This is a genomic window from Bacillus multifaciens, from assembly GCF_030756675.1.
Taxonomy (GTDB): Bacteria; Bacillota; Bacilli; order Bacillales; family Bacillaceae_G; genus Bacillus_A; species Bacillus_A multifaciens.
Genome location: NZ_JAVBXD010000039.1, coordinates 1 through 12,362, shown reverse-complemented (window position 1 = coordinate 12,362; position 12,362 = coordinate 1). Strand labels below are relative to the sequence as shown.

General features: G+C 33.1%; 11 protein-coding genes and 3 pseudogenes. 2 read left to right on the top strand and 12 right to left on the bottom strand.

Annotated elements, in window-relative coordinates:
* Window positions 1-169 precede the first annotated feature (169 nt).
* Window positions 170-847, bottom strand: coding sequence for an OmpA family protein (locus Q9306_RS19875; RefSeq protein WP_306201614.1), 678 nt, complete (start codon window positions 845-847; stop codon window positions 170-172).
* A 16-nt stretch (window positions 848-863) separates the two neighbouring features.
* On the bottom strand, window positions 864-1,670 hold the full coding sequence (locus Q9306_RS19870; RefSeq protein ID WP_306201612.1) for a MotA/TolQ/ExbB proton channel family protein: 807 nt from the start codon (window positions 1,668-1,670) through the stop codon (window positions 864-866).
* 358 nt (window positions 1,671-2,028) lie between these two features.
* Here Q9306_RS19870 and Q9306_RS19865 point away from each other — a divergent pair, with 358 nt between their 5' ends.
* On the top strand, window positions 2,029-2,652 hold the full coding sequence (locus Q9306_RS19865; RefSeq protein ID WP_306201610.1) for an HD domain-containing protein: 624 nt from the start codon (window positions 2,029-2,031) through the stop codon (window positions 2,650-2,652).
* Window positions 2,653-2,707: 55 nt separating this feature from the next.
* On the opposite strand, the gene Q9306_RS19860 is transcribed toward Q9306_RS19865, so the two are convergent.
* From Q9306_RS19860 to Q9306_RS19825, 8 genes and pseudogenes are all read right to left on the bottom strand, one after another.
* Window positions 2,708-3,610: a GNAT family N-acetyltransferase gene (locus Q9306_RS19860; RefSeq protein ID WP_306201607.1), complete on the bottom strand. Its 903-nt coding sequence runs from the start codon at window positions 3,608-3,610 to the stop codon at window positions 2,708-2,710.
* 42 nt (window positions 3,611-3,652) lie between these two features.
* A complete protein-coding gene (gene nfsA / locus Q9306_RS19855; RefSeq protein ID WP_306201605.1) occupies window positions 3,653-4,387 on the bottom strand; it encodes an oxygen-insensitive NADPH nitroreductase in 735 nt (244 codons plus the stop codon).
* 434 nt (window positions 4,388-4,821) lie between these two features.
* Window positions 4,822-5,532, bottom strand: a complete 711-nt coding sequence (locus tag Q9306_RS19850) for a Crp/Fnr family transcriptional regulator (RefSeq protein ID WP_306201603.1) — start codon at window positions 5,530-5,532, stop codon at window positions 4,822-4,824.
* 242 nt (window positions 5,533-5,774) lie between these two features.
* Entirely contained in the window at window positions 5,775-5,939 is a 165-nt protein-coding gene (rd, locus tag Q9306_RS19845) for a rubredoxin (protein ID WP_242220177.1), read from the bottom strand.
* Between the two features lie 26 nt (window positions 5,940-5,965).
* Window positions 5,966-7,186 (bottom strand): NAD(P)/FAD-dependent oxidoreductase, encoded by a 1,221-nt coding sequence (locus tag Q9306_RS19840; RefSeq protein ID WP_306201600.1) that lies wholly within the window; start codon window positions 7,184-7,186, stop codon window positions 5,966-5,968.
* Window positions 7,187-7,207: 21 nt separating this feature from the next.
* A complete protein-coding gene (locus Q9306_RS19835; protein WP_306201598.1) occupies window positions 7,208-8,443 on the bottom strand; it encodes an FprA family A-type flavoprotein in 1,236 nt (411 codons plus the stop codon).
* Window positions 8,444-8,604: 161 nt separating this feature from the next.
* Window positions 8,605-9,312: a class I SAM-dependent methyltransferase gene (locus Q9306_RS19830; protein ID WP_306201596.1), complete on the bottom strand. Its 708-nt coding sequence runs from the start codon at window positions 9,310-9,312 to the stop codon at window positions 8,605-8,607.
* Between the two features lie 349 nt (window positions 9,313-9,661).
* Window positions 9,662-9,946 (bottom strand): annotated as a pseudogene (locus Q9306_RS19825) (YwiC-like family protein); the annotation flags it as partial.
* Window positions 9,947-10,160: 214 nt separating this feature from the next.
* Between Q9306_RS19825 and nrdD the strand changes: the two are divergent.
* A pseudogene (gene nrdD / locus Q9306_RS19820) lies at window positions 10,161-10,533 on the top strand (anaerobic ribonucleoside-triphosphate reductase); the annotation flags it as partial.
* Here the strand turns inward: nrdD and Q9306_RS19815 are convergent.
* Window positions 10,528-10,683: pseudogene (locus tag Q9306_RS19815) on the bottom strand (radical SAM/SPASM domain-containing protein); the annotation flags it as partial. The pseudogenes nrdD and Q9306_RS19815 overlap by 6 nt on opposite strands.
* A 264-nt stretch (window positions 10,684-10,947) precedes the next feature.
* Window positions 10,948-12,357, bottom strand: a complete 1,410-nt coding sequence (locus tag Q9306_RS19810) for an IS200/IS605 family accessory protein TnpB-related protein (protein ID WP_306201667.1) — start codon at window positions 12,355-12,357, stop codon at window positions 10,948-10,950.
* Window positions 12,358-12,362 lie beyond the last annotated feature (5 nt).

Genomic DNA, 12,362 nt, shown 5'->3' with positions numbered 1-12,362 from the left:
CCTTCTATTTATAAAGATATCTTAATATTAAATGTTCTCATTTCTAATTCATTATACAAAAAATAACGATACATTTTAAATATTTTTTTTTAGAATGCCCATATTTTTATATTTTTTTTTTAAATCCAACGGAAATAAGAATAAAAATAGAACATTTTACTACATAATATTACAACTCTTTAATGTAAATTACAACACGGCGGTTTTTTTGCCAATTATCTGGAGAGTCGTTTTCAGCAACTGGTTTCGTATCCGCATACCCAACTGCCGCTAAACGTGATGGTGTAACTCCATAGTCTTCTATTAGTAAATGGATCATATTTGCAGCACGTGCAGATGATAGCTCCCAATTAGAGGGGAATTTCTCGTTATGAATTGGTCTACTATCCGTATGGCCTTCTACAACAATTGGATTCGGAATAGATTGAAAGAATCCAACTAACTGACCGACAATTCCTCTTGCTTCTTCCTTAATTACAGCATCTCCCGTATCAAACAATAAATTATCAACAATAACAATACTTACACCTGTATCTTCTCGATACACATTGACGTCTCTAAGACCTTTATTTGTTACATACGTACTTAACTTTTTATACAATTCATCTAACGTTTTTTTTGAATTTACCTTTTCTTTATTTTTATCATGTGAAATATCTGGTATTGTGTTTTGGACTACCTGTTCTTGCTCATTCTCATTATTAAATGTTTCTAGCATTTTCGAGAATTTCCCTACATCTGTTTTTGATGTCGCAACTAATAATACAAAAAAGGTAAGCAATAGCATTGTTAAATCTGTAAAAGTCGTCATCCATCTTGGCGAGCCTTTTTTTAGTCTTTTTATCATTATACCACCCCTAAAACTAAGCTGCTTTTTTCACCTTATTTTCATAAACAAATGCATCAAGTTTTAATTTTAGTTTAGAAGGAATTTGACCGCAATATAGTTCTGAAATGGCTTCAATAACAAATTTCTTTTCAAAATATATATCTTCAATACCACGATACATTTTTTCCGCGAGTGGTATAAACACTAAGTTTGCAAGAACAGAACCGTATAGTGTCGTTAACATCGCAACTGCCATACCAGTACCAATTTTTGAAGTATCTTGTAAGTTTTGCAGCATAAGAATAAGTCCAATTAACGTCCCAATCATTCCCCAAGATGGCGCAAATTCACCAACTTTATCAAGTAATATAGCGCCCTTTTTCAGTTCATTTATTTCTGTCTCAATATCGCGTTCTAGCACTTCTTTCAACTCTTCTTCATCGTACCCACTAAGCATCAAACGAATGCCTTTTTGAATAAAGGGATTATCAATTTTTTCTCCATCTTCCTCTAATGATAGCAGCCCATGTTTTTTTGATTTTTTCGAAAAATCGACGAATAAATCAGCTAATTGTTCCAAATTATCTTCTTTTCTATTTAACACATAAAAAATACTTTTTGTGTACTTTTTGATCTCACTGAAACGATATGCAACAATAACAGTTGCGATTGTTCCACCTAATACGATAAAAATTGAAGAAATGTCTAGAAAATTTTTAAAGCCTTTCATCCCGCCTCCCTCGAGCATAATAGCGCCAGCAATAAGCACAAATCCAATTATTATACCAAATGGACTGGAAATATCAAATCTTCTTGTTCTTTGTTTTCGGACAATTTTCATTTCACTATCCTCCCCTTCATTTTCTATAAGAATAACAACTTCATTTATATAAATACAAATTAAAAAATCGACATAAAAACCCTCTTTTTTTAGGTAGGCGAGGGCATCTGGCCACACATAGAAACGAGCAAGACCTTTCCCTACCACATGCAAAGTTTAAAACAAAAGGAGAAAACAAGTAACGGTCATGTTGTATTCTGCACGGCAGTGACTTATATGTCGAAAAATTAAAATGAATATATATTGCCTCTTTCATACTTCTCTATTATACTTTTTAAATCTATATATAACAATGTATGCATAAAATTGACACATTCTGCTTTCTTATTAAGATTAAAATATACGGAGGGGAATTTATATGGAATATAATATCTTAAAAGTTATTGCACTAGCAGAAAAACTAAAATATGAAATGCGGCACAGTTGGCTTTCTAATGGTCGTCAAGAGAGTGTAGCAGAGCATACATGGCGTATGTCACTCATGGCTATCCTCGTTCATCCTTATTTAGATAAAAAGGTCGATATAGAAAAGTTACTTAAAATGGTAATCATCCACGATTTAGTCGAAGCTGAGGCTGGTGATATCCCTGCATTCGATACGATGAATAGTGAAGAATTGCGACGAAAAAAACAAGAAAAAGAACAACAAGCAATTCTAAATATTAAACATACACTGTCAGGCCCACTTGGAGAAGAATTATATGAACTATGGATAGAGTTTGAAGAAAAAGAAACATATGAAGCAAAAGTGGCAAATGCTTTAGATAAGCTAGAAGTAAAAATTCAGCATAATGAAGCAGACATTGATACATGGCTTCCTATTGAACATAAAATGACATTCCAAGTTGCCCAGCATACAGATTTTGATTCATTCTTATCAAAGTTACAAAAGATTATTGAGAAAGAAGGAGAACAAAAATTAATTGCTGCTGGAATTGACGTTGAGGCTTGTAAGCAGTTAGAGCCCGATTGGTTCAACTAACCATCAGTGGGGGGGAAGAAGCCCCCTCACTGATGGAAGTTTTACTTTATTCTTACTATTCTCGTCCTTTAGATAAAAACTGGTAGTCATATACTATATAATTAAACATATTTACAAATCCTAAACTCTCTGCAATCGCAATTGAAGGTATGTTTCCTTCCATACAATCCCAATATGGAGTATACCCATTTGTAAAACAGTCCTGTACATATACATGCGCAACTTTCTGAGCTAATTTTTTTCCACGATGCTCTTCTACTGTTTCAATTGCTACTGCATGTGTATTTCCACTAACAAATCCTGAAAAACAAATACTCACTACTTCATTCTTATACATAACCGCATACCCAATTCCTTTTTCAAAGAACGCTTCCATAGAACTCCAAAATAATGAAAGCTGTGCTACAAAAAATGAATTATCATATAGGCGATTGGTAATTACATTTTCTTCTGTTATTTCCAATAATGTATATCCCTCATCCATTTTCGGTTCATTTTGAATTTGGTACTGATTTTCATATAATTTGTATACTTTCTGATTGAATTCCTCATACGAATAGCCGCTCAATATCTTTTTAATCGTGTCATCCCAATTTGTTCCGTGACCAAATCCCTCAAACCAATGAACACCCAATTCAATTGCTTCTTGTGCAATTTCTTCATTTAAAAACTGCTTTATTTCACAATTAAACGATTCATTATTCGGATTACCAATAAATACAAATCCATCCAAATTACCGAACCAAACAAGACCTGACTGCGGTAAATCAACATGATCAACAAACACGCGCCCTGGATTATTTCCTTCAATAATGGCTTGTACATCAAGATGTCTCTCTTGTTGTACAAGATGTTTACATCGAATAAACTGGTCCTGTTCTAATTCATATATCCCATAATCCCCTTCTTTCTTTGTGTACAAAACTGTTTCAAATACATTCGCCTTGTTTTTAATCATACAAAAAAGCAAACCTGTGTGAACAGATTTGCTTTTTCTACATTATTTTTGATTAAATCCCTTTTTAACCAAAAACTCTTTCATATACAATCGCTTCTCCTGTGACATAAACGCGCTCATTGATCCCGTCCATGTCACATCCTTTTGATTTGTCAATCTTCCCTTATAATATTCATTGGTCGTACGATCATATTCATCTAGTAGTTCGTTATATTTTTTCTCATCATATGTGTTTTCATGTAGAATAGCTTCAACTGGTAAACGAGGTTTTACGCCATGTTTTTCATCCGGTACACCAACTGTCATTCCAAAGACCGGGTACACGTTATCCGGCAAATGTAGTAATTCACTTACTTGTTCTGGATTATTACGGATTCCTCCAATATAACAAATACCATATCCGAGAGATTCCGCTGCAAGTGCTAAATTTTGAGCAAAGAGAGAAGCATCTACCGTTGCCACAATAAAATTCTCCGTTGTACCAGCTTTTATCTCTGTCCCTTGTTTTTTACATGCCACTTCTAACCGCTTTAAGTCTGCGCAGCAAACAAAGAATCCTCCGCAATTTTTTACGTGACGATTTCCAGATAGCTCTGCTAATTGCTCTTTCAACGTTTCATCTGTTACATATACAACTGAATAGGCTTGCACAAAATGTGATGACGCTGCATGCTGTGCTGCTCCAATCATTCTTTCGATTATATTCTTTGGAATGGACTCTTTCTTATATTTCCGTACTGATACATGTTGTTCCATTGTATGTATTATTTCATTCACAATATCCTACCTCCTATAATCTGAATACTTAATAAATATCACATTTTTTGTATACGGACAAACGATATGCTTAAAACACAATGATACATGAAAAGAACCAATCGTATTCGATTGCTCCTTTCCTACATATTATACTGCTTTCAATATCTCTCTACACCTTTAACAATTTTCCAAACGAAGTCATATATTCCTACTAGTGCAAAGAAAATGCTAGATGAACATAATGCAGATGAAATATGATTGCCTTTCGTACAATTCACCTCTAAAGTTTTGTTACTCTTATTAAGACATTTTAAAACTCTATATAAATCGCTGCTACGCAGAATACAACTTGACCGCTACTATGCATGGCCAGATACTCTCGCCCACCTAAAAAAATAGTTTTATGTCGTTTTTTAAATTTGGATTTATATAGTTCAATATCACTTATCCATCTACTCTATATATTTTCTAAAGGCTAACTTATTTTTAATTATTAGTTGCTTATTTCCAATTGATGTTATAAACCCTAAGTCTTCAAATTTACTAAATTTACGACTAATTGTTTCCCGTGTCACCCCTATATAACTTGCAATTTCTTCCCGTGTTAACGGTAAATTTATAATTATTCCTTTATCAGTATCCTTACCATACTTTTCACAAAACTCTAGAATAATATAGGCAATTCTAACTTCTGGATCATTTGTTGCAAGATTATGAGCTAAATTTTCTGTATGCGCTAACCGTTTTGTAACAGTTTTTAACAGTTTTAATGCAATACCTGGATTTCGCTCTATTATACTATCCATATCATTTTTTTTTAACATACAAATTTTCGTATCTTCCATAGCATACGCACTAAAATTACTCTTCTCATCACAATTAAATATGTTTAATTCACAAAAACACTCACCGTTTGTTAAAATATGCAAGATTTGCTCTTTTCCTTGAGGGGTTAACTTAGATAACTTTACTTGCCCCTTATTAATAATAAATAATGTATCTGATTTCTCTCCTTCATGAATTAATGGCTGTCCCTTTTTAAATTGCTTATGTTTTGACATTGAAGCTATTTTTAAAATTTCCTCATCAGATAGAGATTTAAAAATGAGAACTTTTCTTGGACAAGGCTCTACTGCATTTTTATGATAACAATGTTCTTTCATATTACCTCACCTAACTTTACATATATTATATAAAATGAAATTTTAATCAGTGTCTTTTCATTATTAGCCCTCACCAATCAGGCTTTTATGGGCATTAATACGTAATAAAGTATCCTTATGATACCTAAATTATTATATCTCTTCCTAAAAGCGAAACCAGTGACCCAAATCACATCAAAAAATTCTTTTCATATAAAAAAGTAACGAGAAATTATATAATCTTCTCGTTACTTTTTCTTTTGCTATTCCTCTACCGGTGCAAAATGTTCAGTATCTTCTCCACATACTGGACACACCCAATCTTCTGGTAAATCTTCAAAACTTGTTCCTGGTTCTATATCTTCATCCGGATCTCCAACTTCTGGATCATAAATATAGCCGCATGGTAAGCAAATATATTTTTTCATTATAATGCCCTCTTTCTATTATTATATTAAGATTTCAGTTTCTCTTTTACCTTGCTCATTATTTCACTTACATTCGTATTTTTCATATCAATCTCTTCTAATAATACCTGCTTTTCAATAGCAGACTTGTAAGGGATAGATGCAGCAACTCCTTCTAATGAGATGACACCTACCATTTTATTATCTTTGATAAATAACCTTGTATACTTCTCTTTACCATCTTCTTCAACGATAGTTGTATCACATTGTTTTTCATCAACGAATCCAATTGAGAATAAAGATACATCGAACGCATTAAAGATAGTAGTTGGAATTGCCTTCTTATAAATTGCAGGATCAGAAACCATATTACTTCCTGCAATTTTCCCTTGATCCATTGCTCGTCCCCATAGTCCGCCAATTTCACCGTTTACTTCTGCTACATCCCCAGCAGCATATACAGATTCCACATTCGTTTCCATCTTCTCATTGACAACAATACCTCTATTTACATGAATAGGAGTATTGTTTACTAAAGAAATGTTAGGAGTGACCCCAATTGAATAAACAACACTGTCACAATCTATTCGTTGTTCACCATTCACTTTCATTCCAGTTACTACTTCTTCTCCAAGAATAGAATCAATAGTCGTATTTACATATACTTTTACTCCGGCACTTTCAATTTTTTGTTTTAATAGAAGAGAAACTTTTTCATCTAATTGTCTTCCCATTAGTGTAGCGGCAACTTCTACAATGGATACTTGTTTACCAGCTTTCATCATAGACCAAGCTGTTTCTAATCCTTGTACGCCTCCACCAATGTTTACAACATGCTTTTTATCTTCTAAACATGCTTTAAAGTTATCCGCTTCCTGCATGTCTCTAATAGTAAAGACATTTTTTTTATTTATACCATCTACTGGTAGCCGTCTATTATTTGCACCCGTGCAAATTAATAATTTGTAATACAAAATTTTTTTATAATTTGATGTAACAATATATTGCTGCTCTGTATCAATTTTTACTACCTTTGTATTTGTGAAAACCGATATATTATTGTTTTGGTACCATTTTTCTTTTTTAATTAAAACTTTTTCACTGTGTAGATCTGAATATAGCTCTTTTGATAGTTTAATTCTGTTATAGGGTAAAGATGATTCTTCACCAAAAATGAATATATTTGAATCCTTGTCATGATCTCTAATTGTCTTTGCAGCATTTACAGCGGCTACTCCACTTCCGATAATTACAAAATTCTTTTCCATATTTTCACCTACGTTTTTCTATTAAATAGAGCTTAGTAATAAATCCGTAACAAATGTTGTTGCATGTTTGATTTGTTGTGTTTTTTCTTCATTCTTTGGAGAGAATCTTATACGAATAGGAAATTCAACATGAGTCATACCTGTAGACTTAATAACATTTGATGTACTTTGTACATTCATGTTTGTTTCATTTAGGTAATCTTGTACTACCTCAATTGCTTCACCACTCCAACCGTATGATCCGAATGCAGCTGCTATTTTCCCTTCTAAGTTCATTCCCTTCATTTCTATTAAAATTTCTTCTAAGTTTCCAATCATATCTGCGTATTTAGTTGAAGATCCGACGAAGACTGCATCTGCGTCTTGAATACTTTCTAGAATTTCAGCTTTATCCGATTTATCAGCATTAAATACTGTTACTTTAATATTATCTGCCTCGAATGTTTCTTTAATGATACTCGCGATTTTTTTCGTGTTATTTTTAATGGTTGTATATACAATGGTTACCTTTTTTCCTTGTGTTGTATCTTTACTCATTTCTGCATATAAATCGATATATTTTTGGACATCTTGGCGTAAAATGTACCCATGAGACGGAGCAATCATTTGAACATCTAAGTCTTTCAATGCTTCCATTAACGTTCTGACATATCTTCTATGCGGGTGAATAATCGCATTATAGTAGCCTATGAAATCTTCCGTAATATCTTCATTCGCTTCATCGTTAAAGAATTCATAATTCGCTACATGTGTACTGAAAATATCACATGGGAATAAAATTTTATCCTCTATGCAATATGTGATCATTGTTTCTTCTGTATGAAGATATGGAGTTTCTTTAAATTTCAACGTTTTCCCACCAATATCTAATGTGTCTCCATCTTTTACAACTAAAAAGTTTCTATGATGCAATTTATACATTTCCTGCAACTCAGGTACTGCAATTTCTGTACATACGATTGTAGCGTTTGTAGCTCTTGATGCTAATGCTGCCAGTCCACCTGAATGATCAGGTTCTGTATGGTTTATTACGATATATTGAATTTCTTGTGGACCAATGAATTCACTTAAATATTCTACAAATTCTCTTCCAAACTCTATGTCAACTGTATCAATCACTGTCGGTTTTTCAGTTTTTAGAAGATACGCATTATAAGTTGTTCCTTTTCCTAAGATTAAACGATGAAACGGAACTTCCCTATCATCAATTTTCCCTACCCAATATATATCTTCAGTTAGCTTAATTTCTCTATTCATATTTTTTAATTCCTCCTGATTGCTATCTCTTAACAACAAATTTATTATAAAAATTTTCCTAAGATAAAAAGAGGACTTGAATCACATTTTGGAAAAACAAATAAAAAAAATACTTTAGTAAATGAAAATTTTTCTTTACTAAAGTATTTTTTATTACATATTTATTTTGTAGCTACAAGAACGAAAGCTGGCCCATTCGGTAAATACACTTCTTTTTTAAAATTACCGAAAGTTTCTACAGTACGAAAACCACATTCTTTTAACATAGACAATAGTTGTTTTTTCGTAATAGGATATAACGGAATACTATTTGATAGTTCTTTATCATCCACATTCAATGTTGCAGTAAATAACACTTTTTCTCCTTCTATCGTATAATTACGCTTAAACGAGAAATGTTTCTTTTCCAGTACCGGAAATTTGAAATTATTTTCACCTAATACTTTTTCATAATTTACAATTTGAATAATTAGTTTTCCGTTTGCTTTTAATTTTTCATAAGATCCACAGATAAAATTAAAGATTTCTTTCGAATTATCCAAATGAACAAGTGTATTTCCAATACAATAAATACCATCAAATACTCCAGGCACATTTTCAATTTGTTGCATTCCAAATGTATTTACACTAAATATCCCTTCGTAAACTGCAGCTTTCTCCCGAATTTTTGCAGCTAGCGTCTCCTCTGGTTCCATCGCAGTAACAGTAAACCCCTTTTCAACTAGTGCTTGGGCTACATTACCTGTTCCTGCGCCCACATCCAGTATAGAGCTACCTTTTTGTAAATAAGAGACTATAAAATTTATTTGTTTCTCATTTGCAGGAAAAATTTCATCATAATATGGCGTTAACGTTTGATAGAAAATCATTATTTATACAGTCCTTTCAGGATCTAGCATTCAAATCATAATCAATTACTACCCGCAAATAGCAGGATAATATTTATGAAATGTAAAGAAACTATTTGAGTTAGTTTCCTTATCAAAATATTACTAAACACTCACAAACTTACTGTAATATATAAATACGAATTAAAAAACCGACATAAAACCATCTTTTTATAGGTGGGCGAGAGCATCTGTCCATGCATAGAAGCGGTCAGTGCCTTTTCCTGCCACATGCGAAGTGAAAACAAAGGGAGAAAGCGAGTGGAAGCTCCTTTTTTTCTGCATAGCAGCAATCTATATGTCGGAAAATCAAAATGAATTCATATAATTATTACAGTAATGCTCTGGCTAATAATACTACTGAAACAAAGAAGTAAATAGAATTTATACTCTCTAAAATACCCACTTTTAGAATCGAAATATTTCTACCATAAAGTAATATAGATCGTATCAAACTTGGTATAAAGGCAATGGTAAACCACGGTGATACAATTAAAGTCACAATCACAAGTAAAGAATGATACCCCCATGAAACAAAGCGATACGTTGGATTCTTTTTCTCACGAATCATCGTCTTCACATAAAACGTACTTCCCATAAAATATAAAAATGATATTTCCAATAGTTTTTTAACATACTTTGCTACCGAATGAAACAAAGAGCTTGAGAACAATATCTATATAGAATAAAGTAACACTTTTATCAGTTAGGATTTTCTTCATCCTCCACCTAACTTCTTTGCTTTCGCTTCATTTTGAGGCGGGAGTATTACTAGGGATAAGCTTTTTATTAAGGATAAACTATATTGAGGAAGGATACTGTGAGTGAAATCACTGCATTATGATGGGCGCCCTGAAAGTAAAGTGTGCTATATGGGCTGTCGTACCCGTGTTATGGCTAATATTCATGGAGAAGATGAAAATTCGTGGAATCTCGGGAATAAAATTGTTGCCTTTATGAGAAGAAAGATGGATCAAGCAACGGAAGAATATCAGTTGAATTTTTCATTAGTCGCAACCTCTGCAGAAGGATTATCAGGAAAGTTTATAAAAAAAAGATCGAGCTGAATTTGGAACAATTAGTGGTGTAACAAATCATAACTATTACACAAATTCATTCCACAACCCGGTTTATTATCCTATTCAAGCGCTTGATAAAGTTCGTTTAGAAGGACCGTTTCATGCGCTTTGTAATGGCTGTCATGGCAAAAGCTCTGGAACGAAATCCTCCGCAAACATATCGAAACTCACAAACCCCACACTTTCCTTTATACTTGTCTGGATTACGCAAGTCTTGGAAAATGGGGGAGTTTCGATAAATATCAGCTAGTGGTGTTGTTCGAACATGCCCGGCTGGTGAAATCATATCTAAGAAAAAAATGCCAATTCCCCTCTATTTTCTACCTGGTTTAAAAAACTTATAAAAATCTATCAAAACGTTGGAGAACCAAGACAAAAGCCAACTACCGAAAAGGAATCTCACCTTTTTCCTGTCCGCAAGGCTATCACCTTCTCATTCACCTACTGTGAAAGAATAACGGCAGGTTCCTGTTAGGAACGGTCTTGTTTTGCGCATAATCATTCATCCAAGTCAACTATACGCAAAGGGATATAAGTTTTAAACCAGATTCCCTCCCTTCTTGATTTGAAATAAAATTTGTTGATTACTCATATACACTGTTTTATGAAGGATACTCCATAATTTCCAGTTGTGATGGTCTTTCCATGTTGCGATGGTTTGTAACCATTTCTTATATACCTTTTTTGTATTCTTATTGCTTTCTTCCAATGAAGCAATAAGAATACGAAGTTTCGTTGAGATTTGGTTTTGTAACAAAGAAATCATTTCTTTTGGTAGTTTTTCTTGTAGTCCGAGTCCACGACGTGCAATCGTAAACGCAGCCGTTTCATGAACGCTAATCCCATACTTTTTACTATATTTTAGTTTTCCAATCACGCTTGTATAAGCAGGGTTCACCGTTTTGACGGAAAATCCATTGCGAAGCCCCATTCTGATTAAACTACTTAACATCTTCTTGTAAGTAAACTGATGAAATTTGCGATTACTGTATTTGTCTGTATCATGGGATTGTTGAAAATGTAAATCTTCTAGCACAATGCCGCCAACATGTTGAGAAAATAACCAATCTTTGATTTGTTGTGTCATTTGCCCGATTACAGTAGCTCGTTTATCCGTAGAAAACGTATCTAGATTGTGTAAATAAAAGATTTTTGATCCTTTGAAATTCCCTTGCTTCGTGCATAAACTAACAGCTATACGATCAGGATTGACATCGATCCCTGCAATCAAATCAGATATTGGGACTTCTTTGAAGTCTAACATACGACCTATTTCCGTTTCCTCAAATGTAATGTTTACATAGAATTCACCTTTTTTACGAAGTAATTCTACACTATATGTTTGATGGTCAATCATTGGTTTTCCTTTTGGATTCATACCTGTTTGTGTACCCATGACGACATCTGTGATTTCCTTGTAATAACGATACGGAATTGTAATCGGTACTACAATACGAGGACTTGTTCTTTTTCCTGAAGTCAAACCTAACGGATTGGCAATTTCTAACCAACCTTGGCCGTTATCATCAATTGTGATCCGCATATTTAAATTTCCTTTTTTACTTTTATCACCTCTTGAATACAATTGTCGTGTCCGTAAATCTTTCCATTCTTGATTGGAAATGTTTTGTTTCATGCGTTCATAAAAGGCTTTTCGACCACCGAAAATAACAGGCGGTAATGTACCGTTTGCAATATGCGTTTCATACATCATAATTTTTTGTTCTAATTTTTGTTTTCGCTTTCGTAAACCGTTTAAACAAACGTCTAATGTGATTTTTTTTGGTCTTTTTCGACCACTTTCATATTCTTCTATTTTTTGTATGGTTTGTTCTAACTTTTTTTGATTATTTTCTAGATAAACAGGAAGGAGTTCTTTTTGAGAGGAAATGATGGTTTGTGCTTGTAAAACTGCATCTTCACAATAACGTTTATTTAAGGAATACACGTGTT